The sequence below is a fragment of the Sphingomonas vulcanisoli genome (genome assembly GCF_011761305.1).
Classification (GTDB): domain Bacteria; phylum Pseudomonadota; class Alphaproteobacteria; order Sphingomonadales; family Sphingomonadaceae; genus Sphingomonas_I; species Sphingomonas_I vulcanisoli.
In genome coordinates this window covers 384,911-409,528 of sequence record NZ_JAAOZC010000003.1, presented here as the reverse complement: position 1 = coordinate 409,528, position 24,618 = coordinate 384,911, and the positions used below count along the sequence as shown (strand labels likewise).

Sequence of the window (24,618 nt, the reverse complement as noted above, 5' to 3'; positions counted from 1 at the left end):
AGGCACCCCCTTTGTGCCCCGCACAATCGATATGCGCAACTACCTTTTTTGCAGTGCAAGATGCATCCGGCGCAATTCTATCATATTAGCGGCCGGCAGTGACGAGATAATCCAGGCTGAGGTCGTCGCTCAGCGCGAAGCCTTTCCCCGGAAAAAAGCCGATTCCCCGGGTGTCGTTCACAACCAGCCCCGCCGCCGCCAATCGCTCGGCCAATTCCTCAGGCCGCAAGAACTGCGCCCAATCGTGCGTCCCTTGCGGCACGATGTTGAGACCCTCGGCAATGGTGATCACCGCCAGCCGTGAAAGCGCCGTTCGATTCGGGGTGGAGAGGATCACCAGCCCTTCCGGCGCGAGCGCATCCGCAATGGCGGCGACGAACGCCTCGACATCGGCGACATGCTCGATCACCTCCATGGCGACGATCAGATCGAACCGCCCCGAGCCTAGCTCTCCGATCTCGCCGACGCGATACTCGATCGCCAGACCCTGGCCTTCGGCATGCACCCTGGCCACCGCGACATTTTCCGGCGCGGCATCCAGCCCCGTGACCGCCGCGCCCAGCCGCGCCAGCGGCTCGCTCAACAATCCCGCGCCGCAGCCGACATCCAGCACGCGCTTGCCGGCCAGCGGCGTCCGCGCCTTGGGATCGAGCCCCCACCGCTGATCGAGTTGCTCGCGGATGTAACGCAGCCGCACGGGATTGAGCTTGTGCAGCATCGCCGAGGAACCGCGCGGGTTCCACCAATCGGCGGCCATCTGCCCAAAATGCGCGGCTTCGGCCGGATCGATCGTAACGGTTGCGCTCATGATCCCCCGAAGCTAGCAGGGCGCTCCCTCCAGCCCAACCGGTTTCGCACTCTCCATGGCCCGTATCGTGATGAAGTTCGGCGGCACATCGATGGCCGGCATCGAGCGCATTCGCAATGTCGCCGCCCGCGTGAAGCGTGAGGTGGAGCGCGGCAATGAGGTGGCGGTGGTCGTCTCGGCGATGGCGGGCGAGACCGATCGCCTCGTCAACTTCTGCCGCGAGGCGAGCCCGCTCTACGATCCCCGCGAATATGACGTGGTCGTCGCCTCGGGCGAGCAGGTGACCAGCGGGCTGCTGGCGATGACGCTGCAGCAGATGGGCGTCCGCGCGCGCAGCTGGCTCGGCTGGCAGATGCCGATCCATACCTCGTCCGCCCACGCCTCGGCGCGCATCGAGACGATCGAGACGGACAAATTGCTCGCCGCGATGAAGGATGGCCAGGTCGCGGTAATCCCCGGTTTTCAGGGCGTAGCGGAGGACGGCAGCGTCTCGACGCTGGGCCGCGGCGGTTCGGATACGTCGGCGGTGGCGGTGGCGGCGGCGGTGAAGGCCGATCGCTGCGACATCTATACCGATGTGGATGGGGTCTACACCACCGATCCGCGCATCGTGCCGCGCGCGCGCAAGCTCGCCCGCGTCACCTATGAGGAAATGTTGGAGCTCGCCAGCGTCGGCGCCAAGGTGCTGCAGACGCGATCGGTGGGGCTCGCGCTGAAGGAAAAGGTCCGCGTCCAGGTGCTGTCGTCGTTCGGCGACGCGCCCGATGGAGGCGATCTGCCGGGAACAATGATCGTCGGCGAAGAAGAGGTTGAGACGATGGGCATGGAAAGCCAGCTGATCACGGGCATCGCGCACGACAAGAATGAGGCGAAGGTGACGCTCACCGCCGTCCCCGATCGCCCCGGCGCGGTGGCGAGCATTTTCACGCCGCTCGCCGATGCCAGCATCAACGTCGATATGATCATCCAGAACGTCGCGCATTCGACGGGGTCGACCGACGTCACCTTCACCGTCCCCGGCTCGGAACTCGCCCGCGCGCTCGACGTGTTGGAAAAGGGCAAGGATGCGATCGGCTATGCCGAACTCGTCCACGATACCTCGGTCGCCAAAATCTCGGTCGTCGGCGTCGGCATGCGCAGCCACGCCGGCGTCGCGGCGCAGATGTTCAAGGCGCTCGCCGATCGCGGCATCAACGTCCAGGCGATCACCACCAGCGAGATCAAGGTCTCGGTACTGATCCACGAGGATTATACCGAGCTTGCGGTGCGCGTGCTGCACACCGCTTATGGGCTGGATGCCGAAGACGCGGCCTGAGAAAAGTAAGCCTCCGCCGGTGGCGGATGGCCGGTGGCGACCCCACATCAGAGTCGCCCCCATGCTTTCAGGACGTTTTCAATGACCACCACCGCCAAAGCCTTTGCCGCGCATTCGGCACATGAGCCTCTTGCACCCTTCAGCTTCCAGCGCCGCAATCTCCAGCCCGACGATGTCGCGATCGACATATTGTTCTGCGGCGTCTGCCATTCGGATCTGCACCAGGCCCGCAGCGAATGGGAGGGCACCGAATACCCTTGCGTCCCCGGCCACGAGATTGTCGGCAAGGTGACGGGCGTCGGTTCAGACGTGACCAAATATAAGGTCGGCGATCTGGTCGGCGTCGGCTGCATGGTCGATAGCTGCGGCGTCTGCCCATCGTGCCAGGAGAACGAAGAGCAATATTGCACCGGCACGGGCTTCGTCGGCACCTACAATGGCCCGGACAAGCATCTCGGCGGCCATACCTTCGGCGGCTATTCCGATCATATCATCGTCAAGGAGAGCTTCGTCCTCCGCATCGATCATGACGAGAAGGATCTGGCGGCGGTGGCGCCTTTGCTGTGCGCGGGCATCACCACTTATTCGCCGCTCAAGCATTGGGGCGCGGGGCCGGGCAAGAAGGTCGGCGTCGTCGGGCTGGGCGGGCTCGGCCATATGGGCGTCAAGATCGCCGCGGCGCTGGGCGCGGAGGTCACCGTCTTCACCACCTCGCCCGGCAAGCGTGATGATGCGATCAAGCTCGGCGCCAAGGATGTCATCATCTCGAAGGAGGCCGATCAGATGGAAGCGGCCGCCGGAAGCTTCGATTTCATCCTCGATACCGTCGCGGCGCCGCACGATCTCGATGCCTTGCTCACTTGCCTGAAGCGCGACGGCACCTTGTGCCTGATCGGCGTGCCGGAAACGCCCCACCCTTCGCCCAATGTCGGCAACCTGATCTTCGCCCGCCGCGCGCTGGCGGGATCGCTGATCGGCGGTATCGCGGAGACGCAGGAAATGCTCGATTTCTGCCACCAGCACGGCCTGACCGCGGACATCGAACTGATCCCGATCCAGAAGATCGACGAGGCGTACGACCGCATGGTCAAGAGTGACGTCAAATATCGCTTCTCGATCGACATGACTTCGCTGAAGGCGGCGTGATCCCATTCCCGCTTTCGCGGGAGAGGGAGGGGCCCGCAAATCGAGCGCAGCGAGATCTGTGGGAGGGTGAGGGTCTTCTACTTTGGCCGGAAACTAGGCGAAAGAAGAAGACCCTCACCCAACCCTCTCCCGCGCGCGGGAGAGGGCTAGGGAGATCGCCGCCTCCGCCTGCCCGCGTATCGCGCGATAGCCTGCGGGGGTGAGGTGGACGCCGTCGGTGGTGAACGGCGCGAACAGATCGCCGTCACGGACGAGCGATTGCGCATAATCGACGAATATCAGCCCTTCGGCACGCGCCAGATCGGCAACACCCCCGCGCAAGGCATCCACGCAATCCAGATGCGCGAACATCGGCTCGGCCACGCGCCCAATCGGCGGCGGCGGCGCAAGGATCACCGCGATACCCGCCGCGCGCGCCATCCCCGCCATCGCCGCGATATTGGCCAGCGACGCAGCGCCCCCCGCCCCCGGCTCCCCGAACCACAGATCGTTGGTGCCGCCCATGATATGCACCACGCGAGGCCGGCGCGCGACGACATCGCGATCGAAGCGTTCACACATCTGCGCGGTCGTCTGGCCGGAAATGCCTGCGTTGAGGCGGATCGGACGAAACATCCACGGATCGCCGCCGCTCCAGAATTGGGTGATCGAATCGCCCATGAACACCACCGACGGCCGCGCGAACCGCGCCGCCAGCGCGCTCGTGCCCGCGAAGCCGTGCTGCAGGACTTTGGAGAGGATCATCGCCCGGCCTTGCCATCGCCTGCGCGCCGGGGATAGGCCCGCGCGATGAGCTTACCGCACCCCCGCCTCTCCGCCCTCATGCGCCGCGGCGCCGATTTCCTCGGCTCCGAGGTGGCGATCATGGCGGGGGCGATGTCCTGGGTATCAGAGCAGCACCTCGTCTCGGCGATATCCAACGCGGGCGGCTTCGGCGTGATCGCCTGCGGGGCGATGACGCCCGCGCTGCTGGATGCCGAGATCGCCGCCACCAAGGCGCTCACCACCAAGCCGTTCGGCGTCAACCTCATCACCATGCACCCCGATCTCAACGCGCTGATCGATGTCTGCGCCGGCCACAATGTCGGCCATGTCGTGCTCGCGGGTGGGCTGCCGCCGGGCGGCGCGATCGATCGGATCAAGGCCGGCGGCGCCAGGGTGCTGTGCTTCCCGCCCACCCTGCCCTTCGCCAAAAAGCTGATCCGCTCCGGCGTCGATGCGCTGGTGATCGAGGGGATGGAGGCCGGCGGCCACATCGGCCCGGTCTCGACCAGCGTCCTCGCGCAAGAAATGCTGCCGGAGATTGCCGAGCAGCTTCCCGTGTTCATCGCCGGCGGCATCGGCCGGGGCGAGGCGATCGCCGGCTATCTGGAGATGGGCGCGGCGGGCGTGCAGCTCGGCACGCGCTTCGTCTGCGCTACCGAATGTATCGCGCACGCCAATTTCAAGAAGGCCTTCATCCGCGCCTCGGCCCGCGATGCGATCGCGAGCGTCCAGATCGATCCCCGCCTCCCCGTCATCCCCGTCCGCGCGCTCAAGAACGCCAGCAGCGAACTCTTCACCGCCAAACAGCGCGAAGTCGCCCAGGCGCTCGACGAAGGCCGCGTCGCGATGGCCGAGGCCCAGCTCCAGATCGAACATTATTGGGCCGGAGCCCTTCGCCGCGCGGTGATCGACGGCGATGTCGAGCATGGCAGCCTGATGGCCGGCCAATCGGTCGGCATGGTGACGAAGGAGGAGCCGGTCGCGGAAATCCTTGCCACGCTGGAGGCCGAGGCGGAAGCGGCGCTGGCGCGGCGGAGTAGTTGAACTAGCGAGGCGCTCTTGGCCATTGTCATTCGCAAGAGGGCGTTGGAGTGATCCACGGCGAGGCCATAAATCGACGACAATCCATGAGCATGTCTATTGAACTGCGCGAAATTAAGCTGCTCAGTAATGAGATTACTCCACTTGTGATCGAAGCAGAAAGTGAAGGCCATCGCTTCGTCCGGCGACTTCAAGATGATTGGGATGAAGGTAAAAACCGTTTTCAGGGCACTGGAGAGTTCCTATTGTCCGTTTACCTTGACGGAACTTTAACGGCATTGGGTGGACTTAACAAAGATCCGTACTTGAACACCGAAGGCATCGGTCGCCTACGCCATGTTTACGTCTCTCCAAGTGTGCGGCATCAGGGGATTGGAGGGTTGTTGGTAAACCGTATAATTGAACAAGCGGCGCAGACATTCCTTATTCTGCGGCTTCGTACAACAACGACCGGAGCCGCCACCTTCTATGAAAAGCTTGGATTTGAGCGCACTAACGAAGACGCCGCTACACATATTCTCCACCTGCGCGCGCAAAGCCGCCTCTAATGACACAACGCCCGAGCTTGGATCGAAAACCGACGCTTGCACCCGACACCAAGCGATCCAACATTGCCAACCGCGCCGATCCATGACCATGCTCCTGGCGATCTCGCGCAACGACGCTTTTTCGGCCACGCCGCGGACCAATCATCGGATCGGACATATCATGGGCCAGCTGCGCACCGCGAATAAGCGGCATAATCGCGCGATTCGGGCGCTGACGGCGAAGGCCGTAACCGCCAAGGCCGCCGCGCCGGCGAAGGTCGTATCGTAACCTCCGCAGCGGCGCAGCGGCCAGCCGACCGCGCGCTGGACGGCGAGATCATCGATACCGCCGATATTCCCGGCGGCGCCTATCTGCAGCTTGTCCAATATGGGCAGGATTTCGAAATCCTGCACGATGGCGATCAGCTGATGGGAAGCTGGGAAAGCCGCTCCGAAGAGGCGCTGGCGACTTTGGTCTGCCGGCGATTGGACGGGCCTGCGAGCCGCATCCTGATCGGCGGCCTAGGCATGGGCTTCACGCTCCGTGCCGCGCTCGACGCTTTGCCCGCGGGCGCGGAGATCGTCGTCGCTGAGCTGGTGCCCAAGGTGGTGAGCTGGGCGAAGGGCACGCTTGCGCACGTCTTCGGCCAGTCGCTCAGCGATCCGCGCGTCGCGGTGGAAATCCGCGACGTCCATGATCTGATCGTCGAACAGATCGGCGGGTTCGACGCGATCCTGCTCGATGTCGACAACGGCCCCGACGGCTTCACCAACGCCGCCAACGAACGGCTCTACAGCAACTGGGGCCTGCGCGCCGCCCGCGCCGCGCTTCGCCCCGGCGGCATCCTGGCGATCTGGTCCGCTTATCCCGACGATGCCTTCCGAAGCCGGGTGCGCGATATCGGCTTCAGCGTCGAGGAGATCCGGATCCCGATCGATCGCGACAGATCGGATTACGATCACGTCATCTGGCTGGCGAAAAGGCCCGCGTGAAACGCTCGCTTTAAGCGTCGTCGCCAGCGGCGAGATCGAAGCGACAGGCCGCGGCGTGCAGACGCCGATCCCGTGTCCAAAGCCGTGCGCCGGTGGTCAACAGCGTGGCGGCCACCAGGTGCGCGTCGACGTAGCCGATGCCGGTTCCGAACAATTGGCGACGCTCGATCAGCGCGTGAACCTCTTCATCGCTTGCGACGATGGCATGGGGAAGCCCCCGCAAAGCCTCGAGGATCACATCGCGCTGCCGTAAGCTGCCCAACGCCAGCTCGCCGATCACAAAGGGATGACTCAAGACCTGCTGGCGTTGGAGCAATCCGGAAAGCGCAGGATCGTGGCTGCGAAGATGATCGACCCAGACCGAGCTATCGACGAGGATCACGCCTGATCGGTGCGCCTGCGCGGCGCAATCGCGATCTCCGGCTCCGAACCACCCAGCCGCGCGAGGCGCACAGCGCTTTCGCGTTCGATCAGCGCCCTGAGCGCCTCACGCACCAACGCCGTTTTTTCGACAAGGCCCGTGAACGCCTGCGCTTTGGCCAAAAGCTCATCATCCAAGGCAAGCGTCGTACGCACGATCGATCTCCCACCGAAGGCACGGTGTGTAACATCAAATGATGCGCGCTCCAATGAGCGGTGCACACACCCAAAGAAAAAGCCGCCGCCCGCATCCGGGCGACGGCTTTTTCTTGTCAGCCTATCCGAACGATCACTTGTTCAGATAATCGCCCGCATCGGCATCGGTGCCGTGGCCCGAGGTTACGACCTCGCCCAGCGGATCATCGCCGGTGCCGGCCGAGTCCCGCGCCGAGCGGGCCAGCTCCGCATCATGCTCTTCCTTGGCCGATACGGGCGCGGTGATCGCCGCCTGGAAGGTGCGCTGCTGCGCGCGCAGCGCCGCATCGCGGCTGGTGGCGGTGACGCGCATGCGGTTCATGCCGGCGCCGGTGCCCGCCGGGATCAGGCGGCCGACGATGACATTCTCCTTGAGGCCGTTCAGCGTATCCACCTTGCCCTGCACCGAAGCTTCGGTGAGCACGCGGGTGGTTTCCTGGAACGACGCCGCCGAGATGAAGCTGCGGGTCTGCAGGCTTGCCTTGGTGATGCCGAGGAGGATGGGCTTGCCCTGCGCGGGCTGCTCATTCTTCGCCAGCTTGGCGTTGATCTCGTCCATCTCCTCGCGATCGACCTGCTCGCCGACGAGCAGGGTGGTATCGCCCGAGAAAGTGATCTCAACCTTCTGCAGCATCTGACGAACGATCGTCTCGATGTGCTTGTCGTTGATCTTCACGCCCTGCAGTCGATAGACTTCCTGGATTTCCGACACGAGATATTCGGCGAGCGGCTCGATCCCGAGCACCTCGAGAATATCGTGCGGATCGGGCGAGCCGCCGATCAGATTATCGCCGCGCTTGACGTAATCGCCTTCCTGCGCGTCGATCGTCTTCGATTTCGGGATCAGATACTCGACCGGCTCCGAACCATCATCCGGGCGGATGAGGATCTTGCGCTTGGCCTTGTAATCCTTGCCGAATTCAACGCGGCCGGAGACCTTTGCGATGATCGCATTCTCCTTCGGCTTGCGCGCTTCGAACAGCTCCGCCACGCGCGGCAGACCGCCCGTGATGTCGCGGGTCTTGGCGGCTTCGCGCGGCACGCGGGCCAGCACCTCACCGGCCTCGACCATCTGGCCGTCTTCCACCGCGATGACCGCGCCGACGATCAGGCGCGAAATGCCCGTCTCGCCGGTGGCCTCGTCCAGAAGCGTGATGCGGGGACGCAGGTCATCCTTCTTGGAACGGCCCTGATCCTCGATCACCACCCGCTGGGTCAGGCCGGTCGTCTCGTCGCTCTCTTCGCGAACCGTGCGGTTCTCGATGAGATCCTGATAGCGGACCATGCCCTTCTTCTCGGTGATCACCGGCATATAGGCCGGATCCCACTGCGCGATGCGATCGCCCTTGGTAACCGTGTGGCCGTCCGCGAACAGGATCTGCGCACCGTACGGCAGACGGTGCGTCGAACGCTCGCGGCCGTCCATGTCGACGATCGCGATTTCGGCCGAGCGGCTGAGCGCGATGCGCTGGCCACGCGGGTTCACGATCGTCGGCACCGCACGATACTGGATCGTGCCGTCGGCGATAGCTTCGAGGTTGGACTGCTCATTGAGCTGCGCCGCACCGCCGATGTGGAAGGTCCGCATCGTCAGCTGCGTGCCCGGCTCACCGATCGACTGCGCCGCGATGACGCCCACCGCTTCGCCGATGTTGACCGGCGTGCCGCGGGCGAGATCGCGCCCGTAGCAGGCCGCGCATACGCCGCCCTTGCTCTCGCAGACCAGCGGCGAACGGATCTTCACCGACTGGGGCGAAACGGCCTCGATCGCAGCGACCATCGCCTCGTCGAGCAACGTGCCCTCGCTGATGACGACCTCACCCGTCTTGCTGTCGAGCACGTCCTCGGCCGTGGTGCGGCCCAGGATACGCTCGCCGAGCGAGGCGATAGTTGCGCCGCCCTGCACGATCGCGCGCATTTCCAGCATCCGCTCGGTGCCGCAATCGAGTTCGACGACGACGCAATCCTGCGACACGTCGACCAGACGGCGGGTCAGGTAACCCGAGTTTGCGGTCTTCAACGCCGTATCCGCGAGACCCTTGCGGGCGCCGTGGGTGGAGTTGAAATACTCAAGGACGGTCAGGCCTTCCTTGAAGTTCGAGATGATCGGCGTCTCGATGATCTCGCCCGAAGGCTTGGCCATCAGGCCGCGCATGCCGGCGAGCTGCTTGATCTGCGCCGCCGAACCACGGGCGCCCGAGTGCGCCATCATGTAGATGGCGTTGATCGGGGCTTCGCGGCCATCCGGGGTCTTCTTGACCGCCTGGATCTCCTTCATCATCTCGCCCGCCACGCGGTCGCCGCAGCGCGACCAGGCGTCGATCACCTTGTTGTACTTTTCCTGCTGCGTGATCAGGCCGTCCTGATACTGCTGCTCATAATCCTTCACGAGCGCCTTGGTCTCGTCGACCAGCGGCACCTTCGCATCGGGAATGATCATATCGTCCTTGCCGAACGAAATGCCCGCCTGGAAGGCGTGCCGGAAGCCGAGCGCCATGATGCCGTCCGCGAACAGCACGGTCTCCTTCTGGCCGGTGTGACGATAGACCTCGTCGATCACGTCGCCGACATCCTTCTTGGTGAGAAGGCGGTTGACCGTCTCGAAGGGCACCTTGTGGCTCTTCGGCAGCGTCTCGGCGATCAGCATCCGGCCCGGCGTCGTCTCGACGCGCTTGAGGTAGGTCTTGCCCGCCTCGTCGGTCTGCGGAACGCGGGTGGTGATCTTGGTGTGCAGCGTCACGGCCTTGGCCTGCAGCGCCGCATGCACCTCCGCCATATCGCCGATCAGTGATCCCTCGCCGGGCTCGCCTTCCTTCATCATCGACAGATAATAGAGGCCGAGGACCATGTCCTGTGAGGGCACGATGATCGGCTTGCCGTTGGCGGGGCTGAGGATGTTGTTGGTCGACATCATCAGCACGCGCGCTTCCAGCTGCGCCTCGAGGCTCAGCGGAACGTGGACGGCCATCTGATCGCCGTCGAAATCGGCATTGAACGCCGAGCAGACGAGCGGGTGGAGCTGGATCGCCTTGCCCTCGATCAGCACGGGCTCGAACGCCTGGATGCCGAGGCGGTGGAGCGTCGGCGCGCGGTTGAGCAGCACGGGATGCTCGCGGATCACCTCATCGAGGATGTCCCAGACTTCCTTGCGCTCTTTCTCGACCCACTTCTTCGCCTGCTTGAGCGTCATGCTCAGGCCCTTGGCATCGAGGCGCGCATAGATGAACGGCTTGAACAGCTCGAGCGCCATCTTCTTGGGCAGGCCGCACTGGTGCAGCTTCAATTCCGGCCCGGTGACGATCACCGAACGGCCCGAATAATCGACGCGCTTGCCGAGCAGATTCTGGCGGAAGCGGCCCTGCTTGCCCTTGAGCATATCGGACAGCGACTTCAGCGGACGCTTGTTGGCGCCCGTGATCGTGCGACCGCGGCGGCCATTGTCGAACAGGGCGTCGACGGCCTCCTGCAGCATGCGCTTTTCGTTGCGGACGATGATGTCGGGCGCGCGCAGCTCCATCAGCCGCTTGAGGCGGTTGTTGCGGTTGATCACGCGGCGATAGAGATCGTTGAGATCGGAGGTCGCGAAGCGGCCGCCGTCGAGCGGCACCAGCGGGCGCAATTCCGGCGGAATGACCGGCACCACGTCGAGGATCATCCACTCAGGCCGATTGCCCGATTCCAGGAAGCTCTCGACAACCTTGAGGCGCTTGATGATCTTCTTGGGCTTGAGCTCGGACTTGGTGACCGCGAGCTCCTCCATGAGGACTTTCTTCTCGCCCTCCAGATCGAGGTCGATCAACATCTGCTTGACCGCCTCGGCGCCGATCCCGGCGGTGAAGGCGTCCTCGCCATATTCGTCCTGCGCGGACAGCAGCTCATCTTCGGTCAGCAGCTGATAGCGTTCGAGCGCGGTGACGCCCGGCTCGATCACGATATAGCTCTCGAAATAGAGCACGCGCTCCAGCTGCTTGAGCTGCATGTCGAGCAGCAGGCCGATGCGGCTCGGCAGGCTCTTCAGGAACCAGATGTGCGCAACCGGCGCGGCCAGCTCGATATGGCCCATCCGCTCACGGCGGACCTTGGAGACCGTGACTTCGACGCCGCACTTCTCGCAGACGATGCCCTTATATTTCATGCGCTTATACTTGCCGCACAGGCACTCGTAATCCTTGATCGGACCGAAGATGCGCGCGCAGAACAGACCGTCACGCTCGGGCTTGAACGTGCGATAATTGATCGTCTCGGGCTTCTTGATCTCGCCGAAGCTCCACGAACGGATGCGATCGGGCGAGGCGATGCCGATCTTGATCTGATCGAAGGTCTCGGGCTTGGCCACCGTATTGGCGAAATTGGTCAGTTCGTTCATGGGTTTAAACCCTTCCTGAAAATCTTGACCCTCTCCCCTTGTGGGAGAGGGAGGGGCCCGCCGCCGCTAGGCGGTGGGAGGGAGAGGGGTCGGCGCTTGCCTCGCCCCCTCTCCCCAACCCCTCTCCCACAAGGGGAGAGGGGCTCCGGTTGCATCACTCCGCCGCGTCGGCCTTTTCCTCGTCCGTCAACTCGCGCGTGGCGAGGTCGACGTTGAGGCCGAGGCTGCGCATTTCCTTGACGAGCACGTTGAAGCTCTCGGGAATGCCGGCCTCGAACGTGTCGTCACCCTTGACGATCGCCTCATAGACCTTGGTGCGGCCGACGACATCGTCGGACTTCACCGTCAGCATCTCCTGGAGCGTGTAGGCGGCGCCGTACGCCTGCAGCGCCCACACCTCCATCTCGCCGAACCTCTGGCCGCCGAATTGCGCCTTGCCGCCCAGCGGCTGCTGGGTGACGAGGCTGTACGGCCCGATCGAGCGCGCGTGGATCTTGTCATCCACAAGGTGGTGGAGCTTCAGCATATAGATGTAACCCACGGTGACCTTGCGATCGAACGCCTCGCCGGTGCGGCCGTCATACAGCGTCGACTGGCCCGACGTATCGAGGCCCGCCAGCGTCAGCATCGCGGAGACATCGGCTTCACGCGCCCCGTCGAACACCGGCGTCGCCATCGGCACGCCGCCCTTCAACAGTTGCGCCATCTCGACGACCTGGTCGGGCGTCAAAGCATCGATCTCATCGTGATATTGCGCGCCATAGACGGTCTTCATGCGATCCGAGACCGCAGTCGGCGGCTTGCCGGCCGTGCCTTCGGGATTGGCTTCGCGCCACGTCTCCAGAGCCTCGTTGATCTGCTGGCCCAGGCCGCGCGCGGCCCAGCCCAGATGGGTCTCGAAGATCTGGCCGACGTTCATGCGCGACGGCACGCCCAGCGGATTGAGCACGATATCGACGTGGGTGCCGTCCTCCAGGAACGGCATGTCCTCGTTCGGCAGGATGCGCGAGATCACGCCCTTGTTGCCGTGACGGCCGGCCATCTTGTCGCCCGGCTGCAGCTTGCGCTTCACCGCGACGAAGACCTTGACCATCTTGAGCACGCCCGGCGGAAGCTCGTCACCGCGTTGCAGCTTCTCGACGCGGTCGTCGAACTTGGCGACGATCGCCGAAACGGCCTCGTCATACTGCGCCTTGACCGCTTCCAGATCGCTCTGCCGCGCATCATCGGCCACCGCGAACTTCCACCACTCACGGCGCTCGACCTCTTCGAGCATCGCATCGTCGATAACGGCGCCCTTCTTGATGCCCTTCGGCCCCGAAGCGATCGTCTGGCCGACGAGCATTTCCTTCAACCGCGACCAGCTGGCGCGATTGAGGATGGCGCGTTCGTCCTCGCGGTCCTTGGTCAGGCGGTCGATCTCCTCGCGCTCGATCGCCAGCGCACGCTCGTCCTTGTCGATGCCGTGGCGGTTGAAGACGCGAACGTCGACGACCGTACCGGACACGCCCGGCGGCAGCCGCAGCGAGGTATCGCGCACGTCGGACGCCTTCTCGCCGAAGATGGCGCGCAGAAGCTTTTCCTCCGGCGTCATCGGGCTTTCGCCCTTTGGCGTGATCTTGCCGGCGAGGATATCGCCCGGCTCGACCTCGGCGCCGATGTAGACGATGCCCGCCTCGTCGAGGTTGCGCAGCGCTTCCTCGCCGACGTTCGGGATATCTCGGGTGATGTCCTCCGGCCCGAGCTTGGTGTCGCGCGCCGCAACCTCGAACTCGTCGATGTGGATCGAGGTGAAGACGTCGTCCTTCACGATCCGCTCGGAGATCAGGATCGAATCCTCGTAGTTGTAGCCATTCCAGGGCATGAACGCGACGAGCGTGTTCCGGCCCAGCGCCAGCTCACCGAACTCGGTGGAGGGGCCGTCGGCGATGATGTCGCCCGCCTCGACCATGTCGCCCACCTTCACCAGCGGACGCTGGTTGATGCAGGTCGATTGGTTCGAACGCTGGAACTTCATCAGCGTGTAGATGTCCACGCCCGATTTGCCCGCGTCCATCTCGCCGGTGGCGCGGATCACGATACGGCCGGCATCGACCTGATCGATGATACCCGGACGCTTGGCGGCGATCGCCGCGCCCGAATCCCGGGCGACGGTCTCTTCCATGCCGGTGCCGACGAAAGGCGCTTCCGCCTTCACCAGCGGCACGGCCTGGCGCTGCATGTTCGATCCCATCAGCGCGCGGTTGGCGTCATCGTTTTCCAGGAACGGAATGAGCGATGCCGCAACCGAGACGAGCTGCTTGGGGCTGACGTCCATCAGCGTGATGTGATCGCGCGGCGCCATCAGGAACTCGCCCGCTTCACGGCTCGAGATCAGATCCTCGATGAAGGTGCCGTCCGGGTTGGTTTCGGCGTTGGCCTGCGCGATCGTATGCTTGGCCTCCTCCATCGCCGACAGATAGACGACGTCGTCGGTGACCTTATGATCGATCACCTTGCGGTACGGCGTCTCGATGAAGCCATATTTGTTGACGCGGCTGAACGACGCGAGGCTGTTGATCAAACCGATGTTCGGGCCTTCCGGCGTCTCGATCGGGCAGATGCGGCCATAATGCGTCGGGTGAACGTCGCGGACTTCGAAGCCCGCACGCTCACGGGTGAGACCGCCCGGCCCGAGCGCCGAAACGCGGCGCTTGTGCGTCACTTCGGAGAGCGGGTTGGTCTGGTCCATGAACTGCGAGAGCTGCGACGAGCCGAAGAACTCGCGCACGGCGGCGACCGCCGGCTTCGCGTTGATCAAATCGTTCGGCATCACCGTCGAGACATCGACGGAGCTCATCCGCTCCTTCACGGCGCGCTCCATGCGGAGCAGGCCGACGCGATACTGGTTCTCCAGCAGCTCGCCGACCGAACGCACGCGGCGGTTGCCGAGATTGTCGATATCGTCGATCTCGCCCTTGCCGTCCTTGAGGTTCACGAGCGTCTTGACGACCTCGAGAATGTCCTCGGTGCGCAGCGTCGTCACCGTATCCTCGACATCGAGGCCGAGGCGCATGTTGAGCTTCACGCGGCCCACGGCCGAGAGATCGTAGCGCTCCGGATCGAAGAACAGCCCGGCGAACAGCGACTCCGCGGTCTCCTTCGTCGGCGGCTCGCCGGGGCGCATGACGCGATAGATTTCGGAAAGCGCATGATCGCGCTCCTCGACCTTGTCGGCCTTGAGCGTGTTGCGCATCCAAGCGCCGGTCGAGATATGATCGATATCGAGCAGATCGATATGATCGATCCCCGCGGCGTCGATCAGCTCGAGATTCTCCGGCGAAACCTCGTCGCCCGCCTCGATATAGATGCGGCCGGTGGCCTCATCGATCAGATCGAAGGCCGAATATTTGCCGAAGATTTCCTCGGTGGGGATCAGCAGATTCTGGAGGCCGTCCTTGCCGGCCTTATTGGCCGAGCGCGGCGAAATCTTGGTGCCGGCGGGGAAAACCACCTCACCTGAATCCGCATTGACGACATCGAACTGCGGCTTCTGGCCGCGCCAATTCTCGATGACGTAAGGCACCTTCCAGCCGCCCTCGGCGCGGACATAGGCCTGCGTGCGATAGAATTCGTTGAGGATCTGCTCGCCGCTCAGGCCCAATGCATAAAGCAGGGTCGTCACCGGCAGCTTGCGCTTGCGATCGATGCGGACGTTGACTATGTCCTTGGCGTCGAACTCGAAATCGAGCCACGAACCGCGATACGGGATCACCCGCGCCGCAAACAGATATTTGCCCGAAGCATGCGTCTTGCCGCGGTCATGATCGAACAGCACGCCCGGCGAGCGGTGCATCTGGCTGACGATCACGCGCTCGGTGCCGTTGATCACGAAGGTGCCGTTGCCCGTCATCAGGGGCATGTCGCCCATGTAGACGTCCTGCTCCTTGATATCGAGCACCGAGCGGGTTTCCGTATCGGGATCCACCTCGAACACGATCAGGCGCAGCGTGACGCGCATCGGCGCTGCGAAGGTGATGCCGCGCTGGCGGCATTCTTCGATATCGTATTTGGGATCTTCGAGTTCGTAATGGACGAAATCGAGCTCGGCGGTGCCGGCGAAATCGCGGATCGGGAAGACGCTGCGCAGCGTCTTCTCGAGACCGGACACATAGCCGATCGAGGCATCGGAGCGCAGGAATTGTTCGTAGGATTCGCGCTGCACCTCGATCAGGTTCGGCATCTGCACCACTTCGTGGATGTTGCCGAAAACCTTGCGGATGCGCTTCTTGGCAGCCGTGGTGTGCGCGGGGGGAAGGGCCTGGGTTGCCATCAAAATTCCTTGTATCGAACCGTAGTATCGAACCGACTTCGCACCCGCCTCGCCGCGGGCCCGTGACCGGCATGGAGCGCGCTCCACGCAAAAAAGTGCGGGTCCGGGCCATCGGAACCGCACTGGCAGCGTCTGTAAAACCCGGTCCTGGACCCCAATTCGTCGCGATCCGTTGCGCTATACGGATCGTGTCCCGAAGCCTGGACGGGCGGCCTCCGACTCGCAAACGCGCGCCATCGGCCTGATTTTCTGGATAGTCCCCATATAGGCATCGGGACGCGGATGGGAAGCCCCTGTTTCCCACTTTCGTCGCACCTCGCGCCCAAAATCCTCCCCCGCCAAGGGGAGGATGATCCAGCACACCGCTGGGTACGTTGCATAAGCCTTTCCGGGCATAGCTAACCCCTCCTTAACCATACTCTTCTACCCCGCTCCCCAAAGGAACCGAGGGGCGAAGATGGACCAGACAGCGCTTATCACCGAAGACGCGGAGGAAGTCTTCGCCCCCGATGCGGGCGAGATCGCCGATCTGCTGCTCGGCATCGTCGCCGACGGCCTCGATCATCCCGAGATCTGGACCCAGTTGCCCGGCTTCCTCGATCATCTGCCGCTGCTGCCGATCGAATTTGCGCGGCGCATCGCGATCACGCACGACGAGCGCGTCCGCATCCAGCTCAGCGTGCTGCTGATCATGTGCTATGCCGCCTCCAACCAGCTGGAGTTCGCGCTCGGGGAGATCGCGCCGCTCGCGGTGATGTGCAGCCAGTCGGCGCTGGTGCAGGGCGCCGTTTTCTACCTCAACGGCCTGAGCGATCCCGACAACCCGAAATACCAGCTCGAAGGCAAGATCTGCCCCGCGCCGTTCGTGCAGATGGACGTGCTCGAAACCTCCACCCATCTCTGCTGCGCGTCCTGGCTCCAGCAATCGGCGGGCGATCTTTCGACCACCGCCTGGGAGGATGTCTGGAATTCCGAGATAGCGCAGGACATTCGCGCCACCGTGCTCGATGGCAGCTACCGCTATTGCAACAAGATGGCCTGCCCCAAGATCCAGGGCCAGGATCTGGTCGCCACCGCCGAACTCGCGACCTGGAGCCCGTTCTGGGCCGACATCATCGAGGGCAATCTCACCGCGCTGCCCAAGGGGCCAGAGACCGTCAACCTCGCCTACGATCGCACCTGCAACCTCTCCTGCCCCAGCTGCCGCACCGAAAAATGGGCCGCCGACGAGGCGACGCGCGTCCGCTATGATGAGATGCAGCGCAGCAAGATCCTGCCGTTGCTCAAAGATGCGCAGACCGTGTTCATCACCGGCTCCGGCGATCCTTTCGCGAGCAAGAACTTCCGCCGCCTGATGACCGAGCTGACGCCCGAGGCGTATCCCAACCTCGGCTTCCAGGTGATGACCAATGGCATGCTCTTCACGCCCAAGCAGTGGGAAACCTTCCCCACGCTGCATGGCCGCACCCGCATCCTCAAGGTCAGCATCGATGCCGCCACCGGCCCGACGCACGAGCTGCTCCGCCGCGGCGCGCGCTGGCCGGTGATGCTGGAGAATATGGCCTATGCCGGGCGCCTCACCGCCGAGGGCGCGGTCGATCATTACGAACTCGTCTTCACCGTCCAGACCGAGAATTTCCGCGAGATGGGCGATGCCGTCGATCTGATGCACGCGGTCGGCGCCACCGGCATCTATTTCGCGCGCCTTACCAACTGGGGAACCTTCAGCCACGAAGACTATGCGCGCAAAGCCTGCTTCCTCCCCGGCCATCCCGATTATGACGAGTTTATCGAGCTAATGCAGGACGAGCGCCTGCGCGATCCTGCGGTCCTGCTCGGCGACCTCCACAATTTCGTCCGCGTGCCCGTAGAAGGCCATAGGCGGCACGTGGCTTGACCTCAAACCGTTCGTGCTGAGCTTGTCGAAGCACCGTCCTTCTTTTCCACCGCCGCAAGAAAGAACGGCCCTTCGACAAGCTCAGGGCGAGCGGGTTTGAGATATCTGGACTGACATCAGCCGAGCAGAGATAGTGCCGCCATGCCCATCCGCCCCGCCACCCCTGACGACGCCCCCGCCATCACCGCGATCTACGCGCACCACGTCCTCACCGGCACCGGCACCTTCGAGGAAATCCCGCCCACGCAAGCCGACATGGCCGCCCGCCTCGCCAAGGTGCTCGATGCCCGCGCACCCTGGCTGGTCAGCGAGGATGAAACGGGCGTCACCGGCTTCGCTTATGCCGCCCAATTCCGCGATCGCTCCGCCTATCGCTACACCGCCGAGGATTCGATCTACATCCGCCCTGATCGCACCGGCCAGGGTCTCGGTGCCGCCTTGCTGGACGCGCTGATCGAGGCCTCGCGCGCCTTCGGCTTCCGCGAGATCCTCGCGGTGATCGGCGACAGCGACAACGCAGGCTCGATCGGCGTCCACCGCCGCTTCGGCTTCACCGACGCGGGCGTGATCCGCAACGTCGGCTATAAGTTCGATCGCTGGCTGGACGTGGTGTTCCTGCAGCTCAGCATCGGCGATTGAGGTGACGCACGCCCTTCCATAAAATCCTCCCCTGGAAGGGGAGGTGGCGCGCGTAGCGCGTCGGAGGGGTATCCCGCTATCGAGAGGGGGACACCCCTCCGTCAGCCCTTCGGGCAGCCACCTCCCCTTGCAGGGGAGGATCGATGATCGCCATGCCCACCAATCCGTCGTAGGGGGCGCCGATGCTCCGCCTTTCCGAATTGCGCCTGCCGCTCGGCCACCCTGCCGAAGCGATCGCGCCCGCAATCTGTGCGCGGCTCGGGATCGAAGCGGGCGATCTCCTCACCCACACGATCGTCCGCCGCGCCCACGATGCGCGCAAGAAATCGGCAATCGTGATGGTCTATTCGATCGACCTGACGCTGCGCGACGAAGCCGCGGTCCTCGCCCGCCACACCGGCGATCCCAACCTCAAGCCCACGCCGGACACCGCCTACCGCTTCGTCACCCGTGCCAGACCCGACGAGACGCGCCGTCCGGTGGTCATCGGCGCGGGGCCGTGCGGCCTGTTCGCGGGGCTGATCCTCGCGCAGATGGGCTATCGCCCGATCATCCTCGATCGCGGCAAGCTCGTCCGCGAACGCACACGCGACACCTGGGGCCTGTGGCGGCGCGGGGTGCTCGAGCCCGAATCCAACGTCCAGTTCGGCGAGGGTGGTGCCGGCACCTTCTCGGACGGCAAGCTCTGGAGCCAGATCAAGGACAAGCGCCACTTGAGCCGCAAGGTGCTCACCGAATTCGTGAAAGCCGGCGCGCCTGCGGAGATCCTCACCGAAGCCCATCCCCACATCGGCACCTTCCGCCTGGTGACGATGGTCGAGAGCATGCGCGCGACGATCGAGGGCCTCGGCGGAGAATATCGCTGGCAGACGCGCGTCGACGATCTCGAACTGGAGCCGACACCCGAGGGCCACCGCCCCCGCGCGCTCCACCTCAGCACCGGCGAACGCCTGCCCGCCACCCACGTCGTCCTCGCCGTCGGCCACAGCGCCCGCGACACCTTCCGGATGCTCCACGATCGCGGCGTCCATATCGAGGCCAAGCCCTTCTCGATCGGCGTGCGTATCGAACATCCGCAGAGCTGGATCGATCGCGCCCGCTTCGGCCCCTGCGCGGGCCACCCCGATCTCGGCGCGGCGGCCTATACGCTCTCGCACCACTGCGCCAACGGGCGAACGGTCTACAGCTTCTGCATGTGCCCCGGCGGCCGCGTCGTCGCCGCCACATCGGAAGCGGGCCGCGTCGTCACCAACGGCATGAGCCAATATTCGCGCGCCGAATTCAACGCCAACTCGGGCCTGGTCGTCGGCATCGATCCCGCCCGCGATTATCCCGGCCACCCCCTCGCGGGCATCGCCCTGCAACGGCAATTGGAGGAGCAGGCCTTCGCGGCAGGCGGCAGCGATTATCACGCGCCCGCGCAGACGGTGGGAGACCTGCTCGCCCACCGCCCCTCCGTCCAGCTCGGCGCCGTCACCCCCTCCTACAAGCCCGGCGTGCGGCCGACCGATCTCGGCACCTGCCTCCCCGCCTTCGTGCTCGATGCCTTCCGCGAGGCGCTTCCTGTCTTCGGCCGCCAGATCGCCAATTACGATCATCCCGATGCGGTGATGACCGGCGTCGAAACCCGCACCTCCTCCCCCATCAGCATCCGCCGCGGCAAGGACTTCCAGAGCGTCAACGTCGCGGGCCTCTATCCCGCCGGGGAGGGCGCGGGCTACGCGGGCGGCATCCTCTCCGCCGCGATCGACGGCATCAAGGTCGCCGAGGCGCTGGCGCTCGCTATGAACGGCTGAGGCATGTTGCTCCGGACAGCCCTAAAAGCCGCGCGCTAATTGCTATAGATGACGTAGATCAGCGCCGTGATGGCAAGCGCCGCGATCAGCAGTTTCAGGCCCAACATCCACAAGGCATGGCGCCCCTCCCACGCGGTCAGCTTATACTTGCAACGGAGGCATTGCAGCACGCCGGGGATCATCGGCTCACGGCATTTCGGGCAGGGGGAGCGCAGGATCATGCGCCCTCTTCGCGGCCCCGGCACCATTCCACCACTCAACAATCGTTAAATCGGCGGCGGTGCCCACGGGAAAGCCTCCACACCCATTTCCCTCAATTTTCGTAGCGAACCGACTTGGTTCTTCCCCACACGGCATTTTTCTGTTTCAAACTGCGCGATGAAGAGTCGCGCACCCACCAAAATCCCTGTCCCCGCCTTCACGCCCGTGCCGCGCAGGAAACCGCGCTACGATGGCTGGACCGCCGAACGGCAGATCGCCTTCCTCGATGCGCTGGCCGAGACCGGATCGGTGAAGCACGCCGCCGAGCGGATCAATATGTCCTACGAAGGCGCCTATGCGCTCCGCCGCCAGCCCGGCGCGGAAAGCTTCGCGCACGCCTGGGACGCGGCGCTGGATCATGGCGTGCAGCAGCTCGTCGGCCTGGCGATCGATCGCGCCAGGGACGGCGTCGAAACCCCGCTCTATTCCTATGGCAAGCTGATCGGCAGCCGCCGCGTCTATAACGATCGGCTGCTGATGTTCTGCATCAAGCATGGCCTCGGCCGGCTGGGCGTGGAGGACCCAAGGCCGCTCCGCCCCGGCACCAAATCCCCGCAGACGATCGCGCGCGAGGACAAGGAGGCGAAGGAACGCCGGGATGCGGAAGAGCAGCAGGATATGCTGCGCTTCGTCGGCGAGCTTGCCGCCGAGCTCGTCGACATGGCCAAGGCGCTGCGCTTCACGCTCGTGCGCGAACGTGTGTCACGCGAGACCGGCCTGTTCGATGGCGAGGACACCTATGCGCGCATGGCCGATCAGATCCTCGCGCTGCTGGCCAAAGAGCCCGATCACTGGGCGCGGCATCGCGATGCCCTGACAGAAATCTACCGGGAAATGGAGCGCTGCCCCGAAGCCATGGAGAACAGCATGGTCTTCAGCCCCGCCAAAGAGCCCAAACCCGGCCCCACCTACCACACCCGCCGCACCGCCCGCGACGAAGCCCTCCGCCTGATCGAACGCGGCCGGGGGATGTGGCGGGCGGCGGGGGATGAGGTGACGTGGGCGGATTGGCGGGCTAGGGAGGGCGGCGGTTAAGCCGTTGGATAGCGCTCATCGCCGGTTTCGACCCGTTTGGCGAGATTTGCGCTGCCACCCCGCGTTAGAAAACAGCCGCCGAAACAAGATCGACAATAGGGCTGCGCGCATAAGTTTTTGATCCAGTAACAAGGGAATTCGCTAAAAAAAGTCGCAGGACAAGGAAGACTTGGCTGCCCTGATATAGATAGAACTGCTAACTTAGGTCGGTGATGTCGCCTTGGGTTGGCGCTATGTCATTGATTATACGATATTTAATTTTTCTTCCGTGTCGTCTTCATGTGTGGCATACCTCACACATAGGAGCTCACATGGCCGATAAGACAAGATATCCGCAAATTCCAAGCACAGTATGGTGGGGCGTTCGATCCATTTTGAACCGAACTCCCAACGCTACAATAGATGAGCGTCTTTTGGGCGTTCAACTTCAAGTGCAAGAAGCCGCTGCGAAAGCCTACATCACCGAGCTTCGGCATGTGGGCATAATTACTGACGAAGGAAAAGCTTCGCCACTTGCTCAGCGTTGGCGTCTGGATGACTCGTATGCAGAAGCGGTAAGTGAGTTAGTTCAAGCGACCTATCCGGAAGGGTTGGTTCATATAGCACCGCCTGGTGAGGCAGAGAGACAAAAGGTAGTTTCCTGGTTTCAACGAGAAGGACTTGGGCAAGGAGCGGCGGGAAATAAAGCGGCAACCTATCTCTTGTTATCGAGCCCGACGCCTAATGAGGCACCAAAGACCGCTACAAAGTCTGCTCAGGCAGATAATACAACCAGCGCTCGCCAGCCGCGCAGTCAAGCCAACAGCGGGCGACGGGAATCCTCCACAACAACGGATAAAACTTCCGAGACGGCCGGAGGCCGACAGGTAAAAGTCCCACCATCCGGTCGGAATGCGGATGCCTTACCTCTAAACGTGAACGTGCAAATTCATATTAGTGCTGACGCTGGTACAGAACAGATTGAATCCATTTTCCAAGCGATGAGGCGCTATCTTTATGACGCTCCGGCTTCTTGAAGGCATCAAACGCTTTCAGGAACATCTGCTTGAAGTGGGTTTAGCTCGATCTGTCTTAGCGCTTCCAGCACCGAGGATGCTTGCTCTTCCCTCGCCCACGGCAGAAGGCTCGGAGCCAGCAAGCGTTTTCGCGCGGCTCATCACCGAACCCGAAATTCACGGTGTAGCTTCCGATCTTTTCGCCTCTGGACACTATAACTTATCGGTATCGGAAGCATATAAGGCAGTTGATAAATTTGTGGCTAGCCGCGTTCCACATCTGAATCAAAACGGCACCTCGTTAATGGATCAGACTTTCTCTCCGAAATCTCCCTATCTTCGTTGGACCAAGATGCTCACAACCTCAGAACAGGACGAGCAGCAAGGATATCATCGATTGTTTTCTGGAGCGATGCTTGGAATTAGAAATCCAACTACACATGAATTTGGCTGGGTGGACGAACCGGAGCTCGCGCTTGAGCTGATCGTGTTCGCTCAACACCTCTTGCGAAAGGCCAAGGCCGCTCAGTCTAGCGAACCGAAGATTGAGAAATCTGGCTAGGTCAGCTCTCCTGGCGAGAAAGCGCGTTTGTAAATTTCTAAGCACCAAATTGCTGAAAATAAACGACTCCACTTGCAACCCTATTGCCGATTGCGTTGCAACCGAGGAGCGCGGCGATCGTCTAGCGCGATCACCTTGCCGCCGGCCATCCAGCCCGTTATAACGCCCGTATGAACATGCCACTTAAAATCGTGAAGATTGGCAACAGCGCGGGCGTCGTGCTGCCGAAGGAAATGCTGGCGCATTTGGATGTCGCCGTTGGAGAGATGCTCTCTGTCACCAAGACGCCTTCCGGCATTGAGTTACGCGTACCCGCGACGGACTTCGACGCGCAGTTAACGGCGGCGCGTGAGGTCATGGCGCGGCGTAAGCGCGCACTTCGCGAGCTCGCCAAGTAATTCCATGCTCCGCGAATGGGTCTGGATCGGCGCCGATGTGGCGCGCGCCATACACGGCGAGCAGCTCGCCGAGCATGGTGGTCCCGCTGGCTTGCGCAACGAAGACGGCCTGGAGAGCGCGATGGCCCGTGCGCCGAACCTGGCGGCTTACGGTGCCCCTGATGCTGCCGAACTGGCTGCGGCTTATGCTTTCGGGATCGCCCGCAACCATCCATTCGTCGACGGCAATAAGCGCACGGCGGCGGTCATCAGCGAAACCTTCCTGGCGGTGAACGGCTATAGCCTCACCGCGGAAGACGCCGAACTCGTCGTTGCTTTCCAGCAACTTGCGGCTGGCGAACTAAGCGAAGCGGAACTTGCAGCTTGGTTTCAGGAGTTCATTCGAGAAGCTTAGGCAGCCGCAGCAAAGCCACGTGCCCGTCACTCCTCCCCCATCCGCAGCGCCGCGATGAACGCCTCCTGCGGGATGCTGACGTTGCCATATTCGCGCATCCGTTTCTTGCCCTCTTTCTGCTTGTCCAGCAGCTTGCGCGCCGCATCGCCGCCGGAGCATTTGGTGGCCACGTCCGTGAGCGAATTGTTGAGGAAGGGACCATCAACCGCGATTTCCTTGCTACGGTTTTAGCCCGTTGGTCTGGGGCGGACTCAGGGATATTCCCGGCGGGCGTGGATGACGGTCGTGATCTCCACGGCATCGGCCGTAACGCGATACATCACGATATAATTAGGATGCACGACCGCCTCACGCATGCCTTCCACGCGACCGGGCCGGTAGAGGAAAGGATGCTCGGGCAACCGCTCCGTTACGCCTTCGATGACAGACTTGAGGCGCTGCGCCGCATCGGCGTTACGCTCAGCTATATAAGCGATGATCGATTCAAGGTCGCGGCGCGCAGCCGGCAACCAGATCAACCTCATTTGGCCTGACGGGCCTTTACCTTATCGATAATGGCTTGAGCGCTGGCCATGACCTCATCATGCGGAACCGGCGGTCGAGGATCGGCAACCGCTGCCGCGACCTTGGCCTTCAGCCATTCGAGATACGAAGCCTCCTGCTCCGCATTTTCGAACTCCGACACGATAGGCGAGTAGTCGTTCATGGAAGCAAGATACGCCGGCCGCCTGCTTTTGCAACGCTGTTCGCGCC

23 protein-coding genes and 1 pseudogene are annotated in these 24,618 nt (G+C 63.3%); 14 read left to right on the top strand and 10 right to left on the bottom strand.

The features are described 5' to 3' along the window. Nucleotides 1–85: 85 nt before the first annotated feature. Entirely contained in the window at nt 86–808 is a 723-nt protein-coding gene (ubiG, locus tag FHS31_RS08685) for a bifunctional 2-polyprenyl-6-hydroxyphenol methylase/3-demethylubiquinol 3-O-methyltransferase UbiG (protein ID WP_167072955.1), read from the bottom strand. Between the two features lie 55 nt (nt 809–863). Here ubiG and FHS31_RS08680 point away from each other — a divergent pair, with 55 nt between their 5' ends. Both FHS31_RS08680 and FHS31_RS08675 read left to right on the top strand, forming a co-directional pair. Next, nucleotides 864–2,123 carry an aspartate kinase gene (locus FHS31_RS08680; RefSeq protein ID WP_167072954.1) on the top strand — a complete coding sequence of 420 codons (1,260 nt, stop codon included), beginning with the start codon at nt 864–866 and terminating at the stop codon, nt 2,121–2,123. A gap of 81 nt (nt 2,124–2,204) precedes the next feature. Continuing rightward, complete coding sequence (locus FHS31_RS08675) at nt 2,205–3,269, top strand: NAD(P)-dependent alcohol dehydrogenase (RefSeq protein ID WP_167072953.1); 1,065 nt, start codon at nt 2,205–2,207, stop codon at nt 3,267–3,269. Between the two features lie 114 nt (nt 3,270–3,383). On the opposite strand, the gene FHS31_RS08670 is transcribed toward FHS31_RS08675, so the two are convergent. Further along, complete coding sequence (locus tag FHS31_RS08670) at nt 3,384–4,013, bottom strand: GDSL-type esterase/lipase family protein (RefSeq protein WP_167072952.1); 630 nt, start codon at nt 4,011–4,013, stop codon at nt 3,384–3,386. Between the two features lie 45 nt (nt 4,014–4,058). Here FHS31_RS08670 and FHS31_RS08665 point away from each other — a divergent pair, with 45 nt between their 5' ends. The 4 genes from FHS31_RS08665 (at nt 4,059) to FHS31_RS08650 (ending at nt 6,595) form a co-directional block, all read left to right on the top strand. Next, nucleotides 4,059–5,078, top strand: a complete 1,020-nt coding sequence (locus FHS31_RS08665; RefSeq protein ID WP_167072951.1) for an NAD(P)H-dependent flavin oxidoreductase — start codon at nt 4,059–4,061, stop codon at nt 5,076–5,078. Nucleotides 5,079–5,161: 83 nt separating this feature from the next. After that, entirely contained in the window at nt 5,162–5,623 is a 462-nt protein-coding gene (locus FHS31_RS08660; protein WP_167072950.1) for a GNAT family N-acetyltransferase, read from the top strand. An 82-nt stretch (nt 5,624–5,705) separates the two neighbouring features. After that, complete coding sequence (locus FHS31_RS08655; protein WP_167072949.1) at nt 5,706–5,891, top strand: hypothetical protein; 186 nt, start codon at nt 5,706–5,708, stop codon at nt 5,889–5,891. Between the two features lie 140 nt (nt 5,892–6,031). Continuing rightward, nucleotides 6,032–6,595 (top strand): spermidine synthase family protein, encoded by a 564-nt coding sequence (locus FHS31_RS08650; protein ID WP_243843345.1) that lies wholly within the window; start codon nt 6,032–6,034, stop codon nt 6,593–6,595. Between the two features lie 10 nt (nt 6,596–6,605). Here FHS31_RS08650 and FHS31_RS08645 read toward each other — a convergent pair whose 3' ends face one another. The 4 genes from FHS31_RS08645 to rpoB form a co-directional block, all read right to left on the bottom strand. Then, nucleotides 6,606–6,977, bottom strand: a complete 372-nt coding sequence (locus tag FHS31_RS08645; RefSeq protein ID WP_167072948.1) for a type II toxin-antitoxin system VapC family toxin — start codon at nt 6,975–6,977, stop codon at nt 6,606–6,608. Then, a complete protein-coding gene (locus tag FHS31_RS08640) occupies nt 6,974–7,171 on the bottom strand; it encodes a type II toxin-antitoxin system VapB family antitoxin (protein WP_167072947.1) in 198 nt (65 codons plus the stop codon). Before FHS31_RS08640 ends, FHS31_RS08645 begins: the two co-directional genes overlap by 4 nt. A gap of 133 nt (nt 7,172–7,304) precedes the next feature. Further along, nucleotides 7,305–11,576: a DNA-directed RNA polymerase subunit beta' gene (rpoC, locus tag FHS31_RS08635; RefSeq protein WP_167072946.1), complete on the bottom strand. Its 4,272-nt coding sequence runs from the start codon at nt 11,574–11,576 to the stop codon at nt 7,305–7,307. A 154-nt stretch (nt 11,577–11,730) separates the two neighbouring features. Further along, on the bottom strand, nt 11,731–15,888 hold the full coding sequence (gene rpoB / locus FHS31_RS08630; protein WP_167072945.1) for a DNA-directed RNA polymerase subunit beta: 4,158 nt from the start codon (nt 15,886–15,888) through the stop codon (nt 11,731–11,733). A gap of 457 nt (nt 15,889–16,345) precedes the next feature. Between rpoB and FHS31_RS08625 the strand changes: the two genes are divergently transcribed. The 3 genes from FHS31_RS08625 (at nt 16,346) to FHS31_RS08615 (ending at nt 20,220) form a co-directional block, all read left to right on the top strand. Next, nucleotides 16,346–17,785, top strand: coding sequence for a radical SAM/SPASM domain-containing protein (locus FHS31_RS08625; RefSeq protein WP_167072944.1), 1,440 nt, complete (start codon nt 16,346–16,348; stop codon nt 17,783–17,785). 141 nt (nt 17,786–17,926) lie between these two features. After that, nucleotides 17,927–18,424, top strand: a complete 498-nt coding sequence (locus FHS31_RS08620; RefSeq protein ID WP_167072943.1) for a GNAT family N-acetyltransferase — start codon at nt 17,927–17,929, stop codon at nt 18,422–18,424. Nucleotides 18,425–18,606: 182 nt separating this feature from the next. Next, nucleotides 18,607–20,220, top strand: coding sequence for an NAD(P)/FAD-dependent oxidoreductase (locus FHS31_RS08615; protein WP_167072942.1), 1,614 nt, complete (start codon nt 18,607–18,609; stop codon nt 20,218–20,220). Between the two features lie 35 nt (nt 20,221–20,255). Here the strand turns inward: FHS31_RS08615 and FHS31_RS08610 are convergent, their stop codons facing one another. After that, a complete protein-coding gene (locus tag FHS31_RS08610; protein ID WP_167072941.1) occupies nt 20,256–20,441 on the bottom strand; it encodes a hypothetical protein in 186 nt (61 codons plus the stop codon). A gap of 157 nt (nt 20,442–20,598) precedes the next feature. Between FHS31_RS08610 and FHS31_RS08605 the strand changes: the two genes are divergently transcribed. The 5 genes from FHS31_RS08605 to FHS31_RS08585 all read left to right on the top strand — a co-directional run bounded on the left by FHS31_RS08605 (nt 20,599) and on the right by FHS31_RS08585 (nt 23,865). Beyond that, nucleotides 20,599–21,516: a hypothetical protein gene (locus FHS31_RS08605; protein WP_167072940.1), complete on the top strand. Its 918-nt coding sequence runs from the start codon at nt 20,599–20,601 to the stop codon at nt 21,514–21,516. Between the two features lie 311 nt (nt 21,517–21,827). Continuing rightward, the gene (locus FHS31_RS08600) at nt 21,828–22,532 is read left to right on the top strand and encodes a DUF5343 domain-containing protein (protein ID WP_167072939.1); all 705 of its coding nucleotides are present in this window, start codon (nt 21,828–21,830) and stop codon (nt 22,530–22,532) included. Continuing rightward, entirely contained in the window at nt 22,513–23,073 is a 561-nt protein-coding gene (locus FHS31_RS08595) for a TIGR02391 family protein (protein ID WP_167072938.1), read from the top strand. Before FHS31_RS08600 ends, FHS31_RS08595 begins: the two co-directional genes overlap by 20 nt. A 170-nt stretch (nt 23,074–23,243) precedes the next feature. Next, nucleotides 23,244–23,471, top strand: a complete 228-nt coding sequence (locus FHS31_RS08590) for an AbrB/MazE/SpoVT family DNA-binding domain-containing protein (RefSeq protein WP_167072937.1) — start codon at nt 23,244–23,246, stop codon at nt 23,469–23,471. Between the two features lie 4 nt (nt 23,472–23,475). Then, nucleotides 23,476–23,865: a type II toxin-antitoxin system death-on-curing family toxin gene (locus FHS31_RS08585; protein WP_167072936.1), complete on the top strand. Its 390-nt coding sequence runs from the start codon at nt 23,476–23,478 to the stop codon at nt 23,863–23,865. A gap of 26 nt (nt 23,866–23,891) precedes the next feature. Here the strand turns inward: FHS31_RS08585 and FHS31_RS08580 are convergent. The 3 genes and pseudogenes from FHS31_RS08580 to relB form a co-directional block, all read right to left on the bottom strand. Next, nucleotides 23,892–24,038: pseudogene (locus FHS31_RS08580) on the bottom strand (hypothetical protein); the annotation flags it as partial. Between the two features lie 78 nt (nt 24,039–24,116). Next, nucleotides 24,117–24,389 carry a type II toxin-antitoxin system RelE/ParE family toxin gene (locus tag FHS31_RS08575; protein ID WP_167072935.1) on the bottom strand — a complete coding sequence of 91 codons (273 nt, stop codon included), beginning with the start codon at nt 24,387–24,389 and terminating at the stop codon, nt 24,117–24,119. Then, nucleotides 24,386–24,571: a type II toxin-antitoxin system RelB family antitoxin gene (relB, locus tag FHS31_RS08570; RefSeq protein WP_167072934.1), complete on the bottom strand. Its 186-nt coding sequence runs from the start codon at nt 24,569–24,571 to the stop codon at nt 24,386–24,388. The genes FHS31_RS08575 and relB overlap by 4 nt, the downstream gene beginning before the upstream one ends. Between the last annotated feature and the right edge of the window lie 47 nt (nt 24,572–24,618).